Origin of the sequence: Nonomuraea indica, from assembly GCF_002850745.1 — a bacterium.
GTDB classification, from domain to species: domain Bacteria; phylum Actinomycetota; class Actinomycetes; order Streptosporangiales; family Streptosporangiaceae; genus Nonomuraea; species Nonomuraea indica.
Genome location: NZ_KZ559475.1, coordinates 271,526 through 287,133, shown reverse-complemented (window position 1 = coordinate 287,133; position 15,608 = coordinate 271,526). Strand labels below are relative to the sequence as shown.

Below are 15,608 nucleotides of genomic sequence, written 5' to 3'. Positions count from 1 at the left end.
GGGCTGGCCCGTACGGGACCGGTCGCGGCGGTCGAGCGGCTGGTGGGGCCCAGGAGAGGACCGGCCACGGCCGGGGTTCGGCCGGGCCACCGGTGCCAGTCTTCGCCGCGAGCTCGCAGACGGCGAGCGGCGCCTTAGACACCGTGCCCAGGACCTGCATAAACAAACGCGATTAACACATTTCACCCAAATATTCCAGATGGTGGTCGGACCGAAATGTCGCCAGGATCCCGGCAGGCCGGGACGCCGGGGCCGTCGTCCCACAGGCCTCCCCGGCCTCACCAGCCCCCGGCGCCGGGGACCGGCTCTTGACAGGCGGCGTCACCGAATGTTTTGTTTACCGAACATTCGGTCAGTGGGGAGGGGCTGGAGTGGAGAGCGCACGGCGCATGCTGGACGCCGACACCGCCTCCGCGGCCCTCGGCATCGAGCTGGTCGATCTCGCCGAGGGCCGGGCGGTGTGCCGCATGACGGTAACCGGCCGGATGATCAACGGGCACGGCCTGTGCCACGGCGGCTACGTCTTCCTGCTGGCCGACACCACCTTCGCGTGCGCGTGCAACACCTACGGCCCCGTCACGGTCGCGGCGGGCGCGGAGATCACGTTCGTCGCCCCGGCCCGCGCCGGCGACGAGCTGGTGGCGGAGGCCGCCGAGCGCACCCGGTACGGCCGCAGCGGCATCTACGACGTCACAGTGCGCGGACGCGACGGTCAGGTGGTCGCGGAGTTCCGCGGTCGCAGCAGGGAGATGAGATCAGATGCGCCTCGGTGACCCGCCCTCCCCCGGACAGCTCGACCCGGCCGAGCGGGTCTCGCCCGACGAGCTGGCCGCGCTCCAGCTCCGCCGCCTGCGCCGGACGCTGCGCCACGCCTACGACAACGTCCCGCACTACCGCCGCGCCTTCGACGAGCACGGCGTCCACCCGGACGACTGCAAGGAGCTCGGCGACCTGGCCGCCTTCCCGTTCACCACGAAGGACGACCTGCGCGACGGCTACCTATTCGGCATGTTCGCGGTGCCGCGCGAGCAGGTGGCGCGGGTGCACGCCTCCAGCGGGACGACCGGCCGGCCCACCGTGGTCGGCTACACCCGCGGCGACCTCGACACCTGGGCCGGGCTGATGGCCCGCTCGCTGCGCGCCGCCGGCGGCCGGCCGGGCGACATCGTGCACGTGGCCTACGGCTACGGCCTGTTCACCGGCGGGCTGGGCGCCCACTACGGGGCCGAGCGGCTGGGCTGCACGGTGGTGCCGGTCTCCGGCGGCATGACGCCGCGGCAGGTGCGGCTGATCGCCGACTTCCGGCCCGACGTCATCATGGTCACGCCGTCGTACATGCTGGCGCTGCTGGACGAGTTCGAGGCGCAGGGCCTGGACCCGCGGGCGTGCTCGCTGCGGATCGGCGTCTTCGGCGCCGAGCCGTGGACGGAGGAGATGCGCCGCGAGATCGAGGACCGCTTCGACCTGCACGCCGTCGACGTGTACGGCCTGTCGGAGGTGATGGGGCCGGGCGTGGCGCAGGAGTGCGTGGAGTCCAAGGACGGCCTGCACGTGTGGGAGGACCACTTCTACCCCGAGATCGTCGACCCGTTCACCGGCGCGCCCGCCGAGGAGGGCGAGCTGGTCCTCACCACGCTGACCAGGCAGGCCATGCCGGTCGTCCGCTATCGCACCCGCGACCTGACCCGGCTGCTGCCGGGCACCGCGCGGCCCGCGTTCCGCCGCATGCGGAAGGTCGCCGGACGCACCGACGACATGATCATCCTGCGCGGGGTGAACGTCTTCCCCACCCAGATCGAGGAGGTCGTGCTGCGCACGCCCGGCCTGTCACCGCACTTCCAGCTGCACCTGACCAGGCCCGGACGACTCGACGTGATGACGGTCCGGGTGGAGGCGCGGCCGGGCTTCGAGACGCCGGAGGGCCGGCGGGAGGCCGCCGCGGCCCTGTGCCGGGCGGTCAAGGACACGGTGGGCGTGAGCGTCGCGGCCGAGGTGGTGGACCCGGAGACGCTGGAGCGCTCGGTGGGCAAGCTCAGGCGCGTGGTCGACCGGCGCGGCGGCGGCTGACCCGGGTCAGCGGCCGAGCCGCCTGGGCTCGGGCGGCGGGGGCAGCTTGCCGCGCAGGTCGGTGCGGACGGCCTCGCCGAGCTTCTTGGTCGCCACCCGGTTGAGCGCGCCGCCGGCGACGGCGCCGGTGAGGAAGGGGCCCAGGGTGGTGAGGTGACGCCCGAGCGTCCGCATGAGGCGGTTGCGCAGCGCGGTCTTGGTCGCGGCGCCGAGCGCCAGCGTCACGGACGTGGGGGCCAGCGGGTCGATGCCGCGCTGTCTGGCCCAGGCGGCGGTGAACGCGGCCGCGCGCTGCGGGCCGGTGCCCTGGACGCGCACGCCGTACACCTCGTGCAGCTCGGCCAGCAGTTTGACCTCGATGGCGGCGACCACGAGGGTCTCGGCGACGAGCTGGGCGGGGGCCGACAGCAGCAGGGGCGGGGCGGCGAACTCGGCCGCCGCGAGCGCTCCGCCGATGGCGCCGACCGTCATGGTGGCCTTCTGGGCGGTGCGGATCAGGTCGTCGGCGAGCAGCTCGCCGGTGAGTCCGTGGTGGTGCTCGGAGAGGGTCCGGACGTCACGGATGGGGATGCGGGGTGCGATGGTGAGGAAGACGTCGGCCAGCCACCGGCCCCGCCCGGTGCCCTCGGCCTTCGCCTGCTTCGAACGCTGGCGCAGGGCACGGGTCAGGCGGCCGAGCAGCTTGCGCCGCTCGGCCGGCTCCAGGTCACCGGGCTCGGTGAGCCTGCCGACGAGCTCGCCGACGTCGGAGTCGGCGCCCTCACTGTGCGGTTGCTGGTCCCTGTCCGGTTCGGCCACGCGAAGCCTCCGTCCTCATGGTCGCGACAGCTCAGTGCCCGGCCGGCATCGGTTCATGCCGGACGACGGCCCCGAGCTTTCCTCGCTCCTGTCAGGCCGCGCACTCCCGGCAGACCTGCTGGCCGTTCTTCTCGGAGGCCAGCTGGCTGCGGTGGTGCACGAGGAAGCAACGCGAGCAGGTGAACTCGTCAGCCTGGCGCGGGATGACCCGCAGGCTGAGCTCCTCGTTGGACAGGTCCGCGCCCGGAAGCTCCAGCGACTCCGCGAGGTCGGTCTCGTCGATGTCGATGCTGCCGGACGACTTGTCGGTGCGGCGTGCCTGCAGCTCCTGCAGACTGTCCTCGCCGAGGTCGTCGTCTGTCTTGCGCGGGCTGTCGTAGTCGGTAGCCATGGTGCTACTCCATCCCCCTCATCCATATGTCTTCGCGCTCATCGCGCGTCTTCTAACGTCCGAGAGGTACGTCTTGTGCCCGCTCGGTGGGGAAGATTGTGCATCGGTACCCCTGGAGAACGGCAAACGAAACCTCCCAACACGTCAGGGCCTGCTGCCAGTGGCGATGGTTAGCCAAATATGGCGAAACCCACAGCCCGGGCGTCACGCACCACCGTGTTTCGACGGCACATCCAACCACATGTGCGGCAAGAACGAGACGCCCCCACCGGACCAACACGCCGGATCAGCGACTCGGCAACCGAATGGTCACCACCAGCCCGCCGCCTTCCCGTGGCACCGCGGTCACATTGCCCCCGTGCGCCTGCACCACGGCCCGGACGATGGACAGCCCGAGACCCGCTCCCTTGGCCGAATCCACGCGGTCCGCATGGAGCCTCCTGAACGGCTCGAACAGGCTGTTCACCTCGTACGCCGGGACGTGCTGCCCCGTGTTGGCCACCTGAACAACCAGAGCACCGTCCGCCATTCCCGTCCGGACCCAGACTTTTCCGTTTTCGGGAATGTTGTACTTCACGGCGTTCTCGAGGAGGTTACTGACGGACCGCTCCAGGAGCACAGGATCGCCGACGGTAGGCGAGCTGACCAGATCGGTGGTGAGGGTAACTCCGTGCTCCTCGGCGAAAGGCGTGACCTGTTCGACGGCCGTCCGGGCGACGTCCTTCACGTCGAGCGGCTTGCGCACGGCAAGCTCGCGTTCGCTCCTGGCGAGCAGCAGCAGTCCTTCGATGAGCTTCTCGTTGCGGGCGTTGACCTCCAGCAGGGTACGGCCCAGCGCCTTGAGGTCCTCCGACGCCTCCGGGTCGGACAGCGCGATCTCCAGGACCGTCCGGTTGATGGTGAGCGGGGTGCGCAGCTCGTGCGAGGCGTTGGCGACGAACCGGCGCTGGGTGTCGAAGGCGACGTTGAGCCGGGTGAGCATGTCGTCGAAGGTGTCGGCCAGCTCCTTCAGCTCGTCGTCGGGGCCCTGCAGGTCGATGCGCTGGTGGGCGAGGTTGCTGTCGGAGAGCTTGCGCGCGGTGGCGTTCATCTTCGCGACGGGGCGCAGGGCGCGGTCGGCGACGAAGTAGCCGAGGATGACGGCCAGGATGCCGACGCCGACGAGGGCGAGGATGGAGCTGCGCACCAGGGTGGCGCGCGCCGACTGCACCGCGTACTGCTGCGCCGCCTTCCACTGCAGCTGGGCCTGCAGCTCGTCCCGCGGGTCGAGGCCGAGGTCGGTGAGGTCGAGGGGCAGCCACGCCTCGTCGATCGCGCTGCCGACGATCCAGTAGATCGACAGCAGCAGACCGCCGGCCGCCAGGAGGAACAGCCCGCTGTAGGTGAGCGTGAGCCGCCAGCGGATGCTGACCTTGGCGGGCAGCTCCCGCACGCGCTCGCGCGCCGTCCGCTGGAGGGGGTTGTGCGTCGGCGGCGGGGGGCCGTCCCAGGCGGGCGGGCCGCTGGGCGGCGGCGCCTGGACGCGCACCGCCTTGCGCTCCGAGTGCGGGCTGATCATGGGGTGCGTGGGCACCGCGTCACGCCCGTCCTGCCGTTCGGTCACCGAGCCTCCTCCGCCGGCCCTCCGCCGAAGGCGCCGCCTCGGAGGGCCGGGATCACAGCTTGTATCCCACTCCGGGCACCGTCTCGATCACCTGAGGGTCGCCCAGCTTCTTGCGCAACGTCATCATCGTCACCCGCACCACGTTGGTGAACGGGTCGATGTTCTCGTCCCATGCCTTGTCCAGCAGGTCCTCCTGACTGACGACGGCGCCTTCGGCGCGCATCAGCTCCTCCAGGACCGCGAACTCCTTCTTGGTGAGGCTGAGCTCCCGCCCGTCGCGTTCGACCAGCCGCTTGCCCGGGTCGAGCCGGATGCCGCCGCGCTCCAGCACCGGCGGCAGCGCTGGGGCCGAGCGGCGGCCGAGCGCCCGCACCCGGGCGACCAGCTCGACGAAGACGAACGGCTTGGCGAGGTAGTCGTCGGCGCCCAGGCCGAGCCCCTCCACCTTGTCGTCCACGTCGCCCGAGGCCGTCAGCATGAGGATGCGGGAGGCGGTCCGCTGGGCCACCAGGCGGCGGCACACCTCGTCGCCGTGCACGACCGGCAGGTCACGGTCGAGCACGATCACGTCGTAGTCGATGTAGGAGGTGCGCTCCAGCGCGCCGCCGCCGTCGTAGGCCACGTCCACGGCCATCGCCTCGCGCCGCAGCCCGGTCGCGATCGCGTCGGCGAGCACCCGCTCGTCCTCAACCACCAGCACCCGCACGCCCGATGCACCTCTTTCCGGTTCCCGCGTTCATTGTGCCCAGCACGTCGATAAGCGCACGGTAAGGCATGTGGCGGCCGGCCCGGACCACGAGCACGGCGCATCCGCGGCGAATCGGTGGTTTGGGGCGACGACGGGGGTGGGTATGCCTGCTGGACACCCCTGACCACGTGCGACGGCACGGGCCGGGTCACTTCGCCCCAGGAGTTTCTGTAACCCCCGCAGAAAGTAGGTGAGATGGGCGAGTTCACGACCACGATCGAACACCGCCTCGACCAGGCTTACCAGAGCCTCCGCGAGGCCCGCAGCACCGGTGACGACTACCTCGCCGACACCCTCACCGCCGAGATCGAGGACCTGCGCCGCCTGGCGGACGATCACGGCGTCCCGTTGACCTGCTGAGGCACGACGGCGGCCGGGGCCCTGGGAGGAGGAGGGCCCCGGCCGCCGTCATGTCCGTCAGGCCGCGCGGCGTCAGGCGTCGCGGTCCAGGTCCGGAAGGCGTCCGGCGTCGCTGTCCGCGTCGAGAGAGGCGTCAGGCGTCGCGGTCCGCGTCGAGGGAGGCGAGCAGGTCGTGCAGGCCCTCGAACAGGTCCGGCGCCGCGCACAGCACCAGCCCCGGCCCGGCCGGCTCGCCGTTCAGGCCGCCCATGCGGGCGCCGGCCTCGCTCGCCACCAGCCCGGCCGCCGCGTAGTCCCACCGGTTGACGCCCCGCTCGTAGTAGGCGTCCACCCGGCCGGCCGCCACCGAGCACAGGTCCACCGCGCAGGAGCCGCCGCGCCGGATGTCGCGCACCCGGGGCAGCACGGCCGCGACCACCTCGCCCTGCACGGCGCGGCGTCCGGCGCCGTAGCCGAACCCGGTCGCCACCAGCGCCCGTTCCAGCGGCACGCCGGTGTTGCAGCGCAGCCGCTCACCGCCGAGCCCGCCCGCGCTGAGGTGGGCGCCCGCGCCGAGCGCCGCGGTGAACACCTCGCCGCGCGGCACGACGTTGACCACGCCCGCGACGATCCGCCCGGCCACCTCGACGGCGATGGACACCGCCCACTCGGGCAGGCCGTAGAGGAAGTTGACGGTGCCGTCGATCGGGTCGACGATCCAGCGCACGGCGGAGTCGCCGCCCGCCTCGCCCTCCTCCTCGCCGAGGATGCGGTCGCCGGGCCTGGCCGCCTGGATGCGGGCGCGGATGAGCTGCTCGGACGCCTTGTCCAGGGCGGTGACCACGTCGGTGGGGCTGGACTTGGTCTCGATGTCGCCGGACGCGGTGGACATGCCGGGCCGTTTGGCGAGCAGCATCTCGCCCGCCTCGCGCGCGATGTCCTCGGCCAGCCGCAGGAAGCCGAGCGCGTCGGTGGAGTCCGTGGGGTGCGCCATCACGCCACCGACTCCGGGCGCTTCCACTCCTGGCCGAGCACGTGCTGGGCCAGGAACGCCAGGACGGTCTCGTACCAGGCGACGATGTTGCCCGGCTTGAGAATCCAGTGGTTCTCGTCGGGGAAGTAGAGGAACTTCGCCTCGGCGCCGACGCGCTGCAGGTCCCACCACAGGCGCAGCGCCTCGCCGATCGGCACCCGGTAGTCCTTGTCGCCGTGGATGACGAGCATCGGGGTGCTGATCCGCTCGAGGGAGTGGTGCGGGGAGAGCGCGGCGTACCGGTCGGAGCCGGGCGCGCCGAACTCCCGCTGCCAGTACATGGGGGTGTCGGTGGTGCCGGCGAACTGGTCGAGGTGCCACAGCGAGGCGTGGGTGACGACGGCCTTGTAGCGGTCGCTGTGCCCGGCGACCCAGTTGGCCATGTAGCCGCCGTACGAGCCGCCCATCGCGCCCAGCCGCTCGGCGTCGATGTCGTCCCTGGCCACGGCCACGTCCACGATGGCGTCGAGGTCGGCCATGGTGCGCGGGCCCCAGTCGCCCCAGCCGCGGTCGATCATCTCCTGGCCGTACCCGGTCGACATGCACGGGTCGGGCATGAGGACGGCGTAGCCGCGCTGCGCCATGATCCACGCCTGCCAGCGCCACTGCCAGTCGTTCCAGGAGCCGACGGGCCCGCCGTGGATCCACAGCAGCAGCGGCGCGGGGTGCGCGGCCGAGGCGCCCTCGGGCAGGACGAGCCAGCCGCGGACGGTGGCGCCGTCGTCGGCGGTGGCGGAGATCTCGGTGAGCGTGCCGGGCACCTCGGGGCGCGGCGCGGGCGAGGGCAGATCGGTGATCTCGCCGGTGGCGACGTCGATCAGGGCCGGGCCAGGCGCGCGGTCGACGGCGCTGCGCAGCGCGTACACGGACCGCCCGTCGGGCGACGGGTTGAGCCCGAGGTAGGCCGAGTCGTCCTGGGTGAGCCGGGTGACCGTGCCGTCCTCGGCGCCGTCGAGCGTGACGCGGAAGATCGGGCGGCGGCCCTGGTGGTCGGCGGCCACGTAGACGGCCGAGGAGTCGGGCGCCCAGGCGAGGTCCGCCGGGAACAGGTCGGGCGCGCAGGCACGACCCTGGCCGGTGGCCAGGCCGCCGATCCACAGCTCGGCGCGGGCCGACACGTCCAGGGCGGTGTGCCGCTCGCGGACGCAGGCCACGCGGGCGCCGTCGGGCGAGACCGCGAGCGGCCCGATGAAGTCGTGGCGGTCGTCGGCGAACAGCACCCGCCGCTCGCCGCTCGCGACGTCGACGGCGACCAGCTCGCTGCGGAACTGGCCGAGCGGCAGGTGCACGCGCCAGGTGGCGACCACGGTGGAGCCGTCGGGCGTGAGCTCGAACGACACGTCGCGCAGGCCCTCGCCGGGGTCGGGCGTCAGGTCGCGGACGTCCTCCAGCCGGTCGCCGTCGCCGAGCCGGGCGGCGAACAGCCGGGTACGGCCGGGGCCGAGGTCGTGGTCCCAGTAGCGCACGGGGGCGCTCTCGTGCAGGATCGCGCTGATCCCGGCGTCCTTGCGGGCCTTGCGCCGCTCCGCCTCGGTCTCCTCCTCGCCGTCGAGCACGTCGGAGGCGAACACCACCACGTCGCCGGCCGTGCGCACCGCGGCGACGCCGCCGGGGCGGGAGGCCACCTGGCGCGCCTCCCCTCCGCCGCGCGGCAGCAGCCACAGGGCGGGCACCTCGTCGGTGGGGTCCTTGACCGTCGGGTCCGGGCGTGCCGAGGTGAACAGCAGGTCCCCCGCCACGGTGAACTCTGCGGCGCTCTCACCCTTGGCCGAGCGCGTCAGCCGGTGGGGCGGCTCGCCGTCGAGGGGGATCGCCCAGAGCGCCGTGCCATAGGACTTGCCGTCGGGATCGAGTGACTGCACGGCGGAGACCAGCCGTGAACCGTCGGAGGAGAGCTTCAGCGAGAGAACCCGAGGGATGGCCACATAGTCGCGTATGTCGTTGAATGCGCTCACCTGATCGAACCTACCTCGCGGCGTGGACCGTCACGGTCCCGGCATAGGGTTGTCACGTGGGGAATTACGACGCGCTCCTGGTCCTGTCGTTCGGCGGTCCGGAGGGGCCCGACGACGTGATGCCGTTCCTGGAGAACGTGGTGCGCGGCCGCGGCGTGCCACGCGAGCGGCTGCTGGAGGTCGCCGAGCACTACCAGGGCTTCGGCGGGGTCAGCCCGATCAACCGGCAGAACCGCGACCTGGTCGAGGCGCTGCGCCCGGTGGCGGGCGTGCCGGTCTACTGGGGCAACCGCAACTGGCATCCGTTCGGCGAGGACACCGTGCGGCGGATGAAGGACGACGGCGTGCGCCGCGCCGCGGTCTTCGCCACCTCGGCGTTCGCCGGCTACTCCAGCTGCCGCCAGTACTACGAGGACATCGCCAGGATCTCGGTCGAGGGCGGCCCCGAGCTGGTCAAGATGCGCCACTTCGGCGACCACCCGGGGTTCGTCGAGGCGATGGCCGACCACACCCGGCAGGCGCTGGCCAGGCTGGGCCGCGACGACGCGCGTCTGGTGTTCACCGCGCACAGCATCCCGGTCAGCATGGCGCGCAGCGCCGGCCCCGAGGGCGGCCTGTACGAGGCGCAGCTGCGCCGCTCGGCCGAGCTGGTCAACGAGGCGCTCGGCCGCGCCGGGCGGCCGTGGGACCTGGTGTGGCAGTCGCGCAGCGGCCCGCCGCAGGTGCCGTGGCTGGAGCCCGACGTGTGCGACCACCTGCGCAAGGTGGACGCGCCGGCGGTGGTGCTGGTGCCGATCGGGTTCGTCTCCGACCACATGGAGGTCGTCTACGACCTCGACACCGAGGCGAGGCAGGTGGCCGAGGAGGTGGGGCTGCCGATGGAGCGGGCTGCGACGCCGGGCACGCACCCGGCGTTCGTCCGGATGGTGCGCTCGCTGATGGACGAGCCCGAGCCGGTGCCCTGCGCGCTGACCTGCTGCCCCGCCCCGGTGCGTCCCGCCGCCGCCCGTCAGGCGTAGGCGCGGGCGTACGCCTCGGCGATGCCCATGACCTTGTTCACGTAGGCCCACGAGTGGTTGTAGAACCAGATCGCCTTGCGGAGTTTCTCGCCGCCCTTGCCGGCGCCGTTGGCGCACAGGTAGTTGGCGGCTCCGGGCACCGCGTCGTACGGGCTCCAGATGTCGGCCTTGCCGTCGCCGTCGCCGTCCACGCCGTACGCCTTCCAGGTGGCGGGCATGAACTGCATCGGCCCGAGCGCGCCCGCGCTCGACGGCCCGTTGTTGCGGCCGTGCGAGCTCTCCACCTGGCCGATCGCGGCGAGCACGGTCCACGACAGGCCGGGGCAGCGGGTGGCCGACTGCTTGTAGAGGTCGAGGTAGCTGGTGGGCCGGCCGCCCGCGGCGGGGCCCGGCGACTGCCGGGCCCGGGGCTGGCCCGTCCGGGTCTGCCCGGTCTGCGCCTGGGGCCTGCGCGGCAGGGCGGTCAGCGAGAGCACCTGGGCGCCGGAGCCGAGCAGCCGCCGCACCCGCGCCTGGCTGATGTCGGGTCCGGCGCCGTGGAGCAGCACGGCGACTCCCTTCGCCAGGCCGAGCCGGGCGCCCGTCTCCTTGCTGACCAGCCCGTCGATGCCCTTGAGCCCGAGCGGCGCGGCGGCGGCCAGGCGCAGGCGCGGGCCGCCGTCCACCTGGTAGCCGGCGCCCAGCACCAGGCCGAGCCGCCGCGTCGCCGCCGACTCGGCGACGAGCTCGCCCCTGGCCAGCGCGCTCCACACGGCCGGCTGGTCGGCGACCGCCTTGGGCGTCCAGGACCGGAACTCGGCGGGGTCCACGGCCAGCAGGTTGACGCCGACGCCCGACACCTTGACCGTGCCGGCGTCGGCCACGGCGACCTTCTGCACGTGCTTGATCGCGGCCAGCGCGTGGCGGGTCCGCTTGGGCACCTCGCCGCGGGCGATGGCGAGGATGTGGGGCGGGGTGGGGGTGACGCCGGGGCCGCCCGCGCCGAAGTCGCCGACCGGGGCCGTGGTGGGGACGAGCCGGTCGAGCCGCTCGGGTTCCCGTTGCGGCGGCGCGGCGCGTAAGGGCTGCTCGCGGGGCGTCTCGCGGGCGGTGCGGAAGAGATCGTCTCCCATGACCACCGCCACTCCCCCGCCGGCCACGGTCAGGAGGACCACGGCGGCGACCATGAGGAGCACGGCGCGGAGCGAAGGAAGACCCGACACCCGCGAAAGGTTAGCCGAATCACGGGGAAAACCACTTGCCGTACGGACATATCGCACGTAAAGGTAAGCGGGGAGCGTGACAGGAGGAAAGTACGTGGTCGGGCCTTACCGGGGGTTGTTCGACGGGCCCGGCGTCAAGGGGTTCGTGCTGGCCGGCTTCATCGGCCGGATGCCGATGTCCATGCTCGGCATCGGCGTCGTCCTGCTGATCACCGCGCTCACCGAGTCGTACGCCGTGGCCGGCGCGGTCGCCGCGACCACCAACCTCGCCTTCGCGATCGCCGCCCCGCTGTCCGGGCGGCTGGTGGACCGGTTCGGCCAGGCCCGGGTGATCGTGCCGTTCGCCGTGGTCAACGCGCTCGCGCTGGCCGGGTTGATGCTGTGCGCCCGGCTGGGCCTGCCGGAGTGGACGCTGTACGCCGCCGGCCTGCTGGTGGGGGCGACCTCGCTGTCGCTGGGCTCGATGGTGCGGGCCCGCTGGTCGGCGCTGCACGCCGGGTCGGCCCGGCTGCACACGGCCTTCGCCTTCGAGTCGGTGGCCGACGAGGTCATCTTCGTCGCCGGCCCCGCCCTGGTCACCGTGCTGGCCACCGCGATCAACCCGTACGCGGGGCTGCTGGTCGCACTGGTGTCCATGCTGGGCGGCTCGCTCGCGCTGGCGGCCCAGCGGGGCACGCAGCCGCCGGTGCGGCCCGTCCGCGGCGGTGGCGGCGGCACCCCGATCCTGATCCCCGGCATCGCCCTGCTGTCGTGCGTCTACCTGGCGCTCGGCGCGGTGTTCGGCTCGGTCGACCTGATCACGGTGGCGTTCGCCGAGGAGAAGGGCGTCAAGAGCGCGGCCGGGTTCCTGCTGGCGGCGTTCGCGGGCGGCTCGATGGTGTCGGGCCTGTGGTTCGGCTCGCGGCGCTGGCGGATCTCGCTGCGCGGGCGGTTCGTGCGCGCGCTCGGCGTGTTCGCGCTGGGGCTGCTGCCGATCGCCTTCATCGGCGACCCGAGGGTGATGGCCGTGGCGCTGTTCGTGGCGGGTCTGGCCATCTCGCCGACGCTGATCACCGGGTTCTCGCTGACCGAACGGCTGGTGCCGGCGTCGCTGCTCACCGAGGGCATGGCGTGGATCTCGACCTCGATCGGGCTGGGCGTGTCGATCGGCGCGTGGGCGGGCGGCCGGCTCACCGAGGCCTTCGGCCCGTCCAACGCCTACGGCTTCGCGCTGGCCGCCGCGGCGGTCGCCGTCGTGGTGGGTGTCGGAGGTTCGAGTTTGCTGAGGATTCCCGACGCGGCTTCACCCGCCAAACCCTGATCCGCTACGGTCGGAATATCCCTCGCAACACCCTTCACATTGGATACGACTGTCATGTCCCGACAAAGCAATTCACTTCTGGCCATCGCGGCTGTCACCCTCGCCCTCATCCCGGCACCCGCGCTGGCCGACACCACTCCCACCCCCCAGGCCGGCAAGGCGGCCACCGCGAAGACGGCCAAGCCCGTCGACTGCGCGCAGGTCAAGTGCATCGCGCTGACCTTCGACGACGGCCCCGGCAAGTACGCGGGCAAGCTGCTCGACACGTTGAAGAAGTACGACGCCAAGGTGACGTTCTTCCTCGAGGGCCAGTACGTGAAGAGCCGCCCCTCCTACGTCAAGCGCATGGCGCAGGAGGGCCACGAGCTGGGCAACCACAGCTACAAGCACCCGAAGTTCACCGAGATCGAGCCGTGGGCCATTCGCAGCGAGATCCAGAAGACGCAGGACGAGATCAAGAAGGCCGCGGGCGTCGAGCCCAAGATCCTTCGCCCGCCGTACGGGCTGGCCGACCTTCAGGTGACGGAGGTCGCGGCCGAGTTCGACATGCCGGTCGTCCTGTGGACGGCCGGCTCCCGCGACTGGGATCTCAAGGACGTCGAGGCCATCAAGAAGCAGACGCTCGAGGTCGCGGAGCAGGACGGCATCATCCTGATGCACGACTGGGTGAAGCAGACCGTCGAGGCGATGCCGTCCATCGTCAAGACGCTGCAGGGCCGCGGCTACCACCTGGTCAAGGTGTCCGACGTCGTCAAGAAGCACGAACTGAAGCCTGGTGACGTCTTCCCGCTTCCGCAGGGCTGGGAAAACTGAGTATCGTTCACGTTTAGTCGAACGAGCCTCGGAGGGGCCATGGTTTTCACCAACTGGGCGCGCAACCAGTCGGCCCGCCCCTCCGAGGTCCGCACCCCGGCCTCCACGGACGAGGTCGTGCGGGCGGTGCGCGACGCCGCCGCGTCCGGCCGCCGGGTCCGCATGGTCGGCACCGGCCACTCCTTCACCGGCGTGGCCCTCACCGACGGCATCATGCTGCGCCCCACCGCGCTGACCGGCGTCCGCTCCCTGACCGGCGACCAGGTCACCGTGCTCGCCGGCACCCCGCTGAAGGCGCTCAACGAGCTGCTGCACGAGCGCGGCCTGGCCCTGGCCAACATGGGCGACATCACCGAGCAGACGGTCGCCGGCGCCGTCCAGACCGGCACGCACGGCACCGGCCGCGACACCGGCGGCCTGGCCGACCAGATCACCGAGCTGGAGATGGTCCTCGCCGACGGCTCGGTCGTCACGGCGTCGCCGGGCGAGGACCTGTTCGACGCGGCCCGGGTCGGGCTGGGCGCGCTCGGCGTGCTCACGGCGGTGACCCTGCGGGTGGAACCCGCGTTCCTGCTGCGCAGCCGGCGGCGGCGGGCCGCGCTGAGCGGCATGCTCGGCTCGCTCGACGAGATGACCTCGGCCCACGAGCACCTCGACTTCTTCTGGCTGCCGCACACCGACGCGTGCCTGGTCAAGACCGCCAACCGCGACCCCGGCCCGGCCCGGCCGCCCGGCCCGGTCAAGCACTGGCTGGACACCGTCTTCCTGGAGAACACCCTGTTCGGCCTCGCCTGCGCCGCCGGGGCGCGGCTGCCCGGCCTCATCCCCCGGATCAACGCGCTCAGCGCGGCCGCGCTGGCCGACTCCGAGGCCGTGGACGTCTCGTACCGCGTCTTCACCTCGCGGCGCGAGGTGCGCTTCCTGGAGATGGAGTACGCGGTGCCGCGCGAGCACCTCGGCCGGGCACTGCGCGAGACGCGTGACCTGGTGGAGCGCGCCGGGTGGCGGATCACGTTCCCCGTCGAGGTGCGGGTGACGCCGCCGAGCACGGCGTGGCTGTCCACCGCGTACGGGCGGGCGACCGGCTACGTGGCCTGCCACATGTACCGGCCGACGCCGCACCAGGCCTACTTCGAGGGCGTCGAGGAGATCATGACGCGGCTGGAGGGGCGGCCCCACTGGGGCAAGCTGCACACCCGCGACGCCGCCTACCTGTCCACGGTGTATCCGCGGTTCGCCGACTTCGTCGCGCTGCGCGACCGGCTGGACCCGGACCGGCTGTTCGGCAACGCCTACCTCGACCGCGTCCTCGGCTGATCCCCCTGGTCCGCGTCACCGGGGAACGCCCCCGGCCGTGGCGCTCACCGGGCGATCGGGGAACGCCCCCGTCACTGGGGGATCGGGTCCGTGTCGGGCTCCGGGTCCGCCTCCGGCTCGCTGACCTGGGGCGCGGGCTCCGTCACGGCGGGCGCCCGGGTCTCGTCCGTGTCCTGCGTCGGCGGCTCGGTGGCCGGAGCCGACGGCTGCGCCGTGTCACGCGGGGGCGTGGGCGTCGCCGACGGGGTGGACGACCTCGTGGGCGACGGCGTGGGGGTGGCGGTCACGCTGGGCGTGGCGGACGGCGTCCGCGTCTCCTGCGAACCGGCCGGCGTCGTCGCGGTCCGCGCCTCGGGCTCCTCGGACCGCCGCTCCTGCCGTACGGGCGCCGGGTCGGGCCGCTCGTCGCGCGTCTGGCCGGTGACCTGCTCGTGCACCGTGGCCTGGGTCAGCCCCTGGTAGGCGAGGATGCCGCCCATGCTGATCGCGAACACCAGCGCCGCCACCGCCCCGATCCTGTTCCACGGCAGCCCGGCACGCGCCGGCACCGGCCGCTCCATGACCAGGGTGGAGGGGCCTCCTTCGGCGTCGTCCCCGTCGTGGACCGTGCCGTGGACCAGGGTGGCGGCGTCCCTGCCCGCGTCGTCCCCGTCATGAACCGTGCCGTGGACCAGGGTGGGGACGGCCGTCACCGGCCCGTCCCCGCCCGCGCCGGCACCGTGCTCGCCCCCGGCGCCCTCCGGCTCCTCGTCACCATGCCGCCACACGATCACCGTGCGCTGCTTGACCTTGTCGCCGGTGCGCTTGAGGTAGTGCGTGTAGACGGCGGTGCCGATCGTGCTGGCGACGCTCATCACCGCGGCTCCGATCACCGTCCCCGCGACCCCCAGGTAGGAGGCGGCCACCGCGGCCGTCACCGCCGCGAGCGCGCTTCCCCCGATCTGCGGCAGGCTCAGCTCGAACTTCTGCTGCTCGCCGCCCATGCCTGAAACCAGTCCTCCCTCGTGGTGTGCGTGTCGTGGA

Annotated in this window: 15 protein-coding genes; 7 read left to right on the top strand and 8 right to left on the bottom strand. The window is 72.6% G+C overall.

The genetic code is table 11. The annotated features are described in order from the left end of the window. Nucleotides 1–389 precede the first annotated feature (389 nt). Together paaI and paaK are read left to right on the top strand one after the other, a co-directional pair. The gene (paaI, locus tag CXR44_RS25390; RefSeq protein WP_101788616.1) at nt 390–773 is read left to right on the top strand and encodes a hydroxyphenylacetyl-CoA thioesterase PaaI; all 384 of its coding nucleotides are present in this window, start codon (nt 390–392) and stop codon (nt 771–773) included. Further along, the gene (gene paaK / locus CXR44_RS25385; protein WP_101788615.1) at nt 760–2,067 is read left to right on the top strand and encodes a phenylacetate--CoA ligase PaaK; all 1,308 of its coding nucleotides are present in this window, start codon (nt 760–762) and stop codon (nt 2,065–2,067) included. The genes paaI and paaK overlap by 14 nt, the downstream gene beginning before the upstream one ends. A 6-nt stretch (nt 2,068–2,073) precedes the next feature. Here the strand turns inward: paaK and CXR44_RS25380 are convergent, their stop codons facing one another. The 4 genes from CXR44_RS25380 to CXR44_RS25365 form a co-directional block, all read right to left on the bottom strand. Beyond that, the gene (locus CXR44_RS25380) at nt 2,074–2,865 is read right to left on the bottom strand and encodes a hypothetical protein (RefSeq protein WP_180903697.1); all 792 of its coding nucleotides are present in this window, start codon (nt 2,863–2,865) and stop codon (nt 2,074–2,076) included. Between the two features lie 91 nt (nt 2,866–2,956). Further along, nucleotides 2,957–3,256: a DUF4193 domain-containing protein gene (locus CXR44_RS25375; RefSeq protein WP_020542847.1), complete on the bottom strand. Its 300-nt coding sequence runs from the start codon at nt 3,254–3,256 to the stop codon at nt 2,957–2,959. Nucleotides 3,257–3,542: 286 nt separating this feature from the next. Next, nucleotides 3,543–4,814 carry a sensor histidine kinase gene (locus CXR44_RS25370; protein ID WP_101788679.1) on the bottom strand — a complete coding sequence of 424 codons (1,272 nt, stop codon included), beginning with the start codon at nt 4,812–4,814 and terminating at the stop codon, nt 3,543–3,545. A 97-nt stretch (nt 4,815–4,911) separates the two neighbouring features. Further along, on the bottom strand, nt 4,912–5,565 hold the full coding sequence (locus CXR44_RS25365; RefSeq protein WP_101788614.1) for a response regulator transcription factor: 654 nt from the start codon (nt 5,563–5,565) through the stop codon (nt 4,912–4,914). 237 nt (nt 5,566–5,802) lie between these two features. On the opposite strand from CXR44_RS25365, the gene CXR44_RS39665 reads away from it, so the two are divergent. Next, nucleotides 5,803–5,967 (top strand): hypothetical protein, encoded by a 165-nt coding sequence (locus CXR44_RS39665; protein WP_180903696.1) that lies wholly within the window; start codon nt 5,803–5,805, stop codon nt 5,965–5,967. A gap of 133 nt (nt 5,968–6,100) precedes the next feature. On the opposite strand, the gene CXR44_RS25360 is transcribed toward CXR44_RS39665, so the two are convergent. Both CXR44_RS25360 and CXR44_RS25355 read right to left on the bottom strand, forming a co-directional pair. Then, nucleotides 6,101–6,940 (bottom strand): inositol monophosphatase family protein, encoded by an 840-nt coding sequence (locus CXR44_RS25360; protein WP_101788613.1) that lies wholly within the window; start codon nt 6,938–6,940, stop codon nt 6,101–6,103. Beyond that, a complete protein-coding gene (locus CXR44_RS25355) occupies nt 6,940–8,934 on the bottom strand; it encodes a S9 family peptidase (protein WP_245899393.1) in 1,995 nt (664 codons plus the stop codon). The genes CXR44_RS25360 and CXR44_RS25355 overlap by 1 nt, the downstream gene beginning before the upstream one ends. 56 nt (nt 8,935–8,990) lie before the next feature. Between CXR44_RS25355 and CXR44_RS25350 the strand changes: the two genes are divergently transcribed. Beyond that, a complete protein-coding gene (locus CXR44_RS25350; RefSeq protein ID WP_101788611.1) occupies nt 8,991–9,953 on the top strand; it encodes a ferrochelatase in 963 nt (320 codons plus the stop codon). Here the strand turns inward: CXR44_RS25350 and CXR44_RS25345 are convergent. Beyond that, a complete protein-coding gene (locus tag CXR44_RS25345; protein ID WP_101788610.1) occupies nt 9,944–11,155 on the bottom strand; it encodes a lytic transglycosylase domain-containing protein in 1,212 nt (403 codons plus the stop codon). The genes CXR44_RS25350 and CXR44_RS25345 overlap by 10 nt on opposite strands. Nucleotides 11,156–11,231: 76 nt before the next feature. Between CXR44_RS25345 and CXR44_RS25340 the strand changes: the two genes are divergently transcribed. The 3 genes from CXR44_RS25340 to CXR44_RS25330 are packed head-to-tail and all read left to right on the top strand — an operon-like array spanning nt 11,232 to nt 14,585. Further along, entirely contained in the window at nt 11,232–12,455 is a 1,224-nt protein-coding gene (locus CXR44_RS25340) for an MFS transporter (protein WP_245899392.1), read from the top strand. A 54-nt stretch (nt 12,456–12,509) separates the two neighbouring features. Next, complete coding sequence (locus CXR44_RS25335) at nt 12,510–13,268, top strand: polysaccharide deacetylase family protein (RefSeq protein ID WP_101788608.1); 759 nt, start codon at nt 12,510–12,512, stop codon at nt 13,266–13,268. Between the two features lie 39 nt (nt 13,269–13,307). Then, nucleotides 13,308–14,585, top strand: a complete 1,278-nt coding sequence (locus tag CXR44_RS25330; protein WP_101788607.1) for a D-arabinono-1,4-lactone oxidase — start codon at nt 13,308–13,310, stop codon at nt 14,583–14,585. A gap of 71 nt (nt 14,586–14,656) precedes the next feature. Here CXR44_RS25330 and CXR44_RS25325 read toward each other — a convergent pair whose 3' ends face one another. Further along, complete coding sequence (locus CXR44_RS25325; protein ID WP_101788606.1) at nt 14,657–15,568, bottom strand: hypothetical protein; 912 nt, start codon at nt 15,566–15,568, stop codon at nt 14,657–14,659. Nucleotides 15,569–15,608: the final 40 nt, after the last annotated feature.

Coding starts and splice junctions, on each gene's coding strand:
- CXR44_RS25330 (WP_101788607.1), top strand. CDS start 13,308: ATGGTTTTCACCAACTGGGCGCGCAACCAGTCGGCCCGCCCCTCCGAG.
- CXR44_RS25360 (WP_101788613.1), bottom strand. CDS start 6,940: ATGGCGCACCCCACGGACTCCACCGACGCGCTCGGCTTCCTGCGGCTG.
- paaK (WP_101788615.1), top strand. CDS start 760: ATGCGCCTCGGTGACCCGCCCTCCCCCGGACAGCTCGACCCGGCCGAG.
- CXR44_RS25325 (WP_101788606.1), bottom strand. CDS start 15,568: ATGGGCGGCGAGCAGCAGAAGTTCGAGCTGAGCCTGCCGCAGATCGGG.
- CXR44_RS39665 (WP_180903696.1), top strand. CDS start 5,803: ATGGGCGAGTTCACGACCACGATCGAACACCGCCTCGACCAGGCTTAC.
- CXR44_RS25370 (WP_101788679.1), bottom strand. CDS start 4,814: ATGATCAGCCCGCACTCGGAGCGCAAGGCGGTGCGCGTCCAGGCGCCG.
- CXR44_RS25335 (WP_101788608.1), top strand. CDS start 12,510: ATGTCCCGACAAAGCAATTCACTTCTGGCCATCGCGGCTGTCACCCTC.
- CXR44_RS25375 (WP_020542847.1), bottom strand. CDS start 3,256: ATGGCTACCGACTACGACAGCCCGCGCAAGACAGACGACGACCTCGGC.
- paaI (WP_101788616.1), top strand. CDS start 390: ATGCTGGACGCCGACACCGCCTCCGCGGCCCTCGGCATCGAGCTGGTC.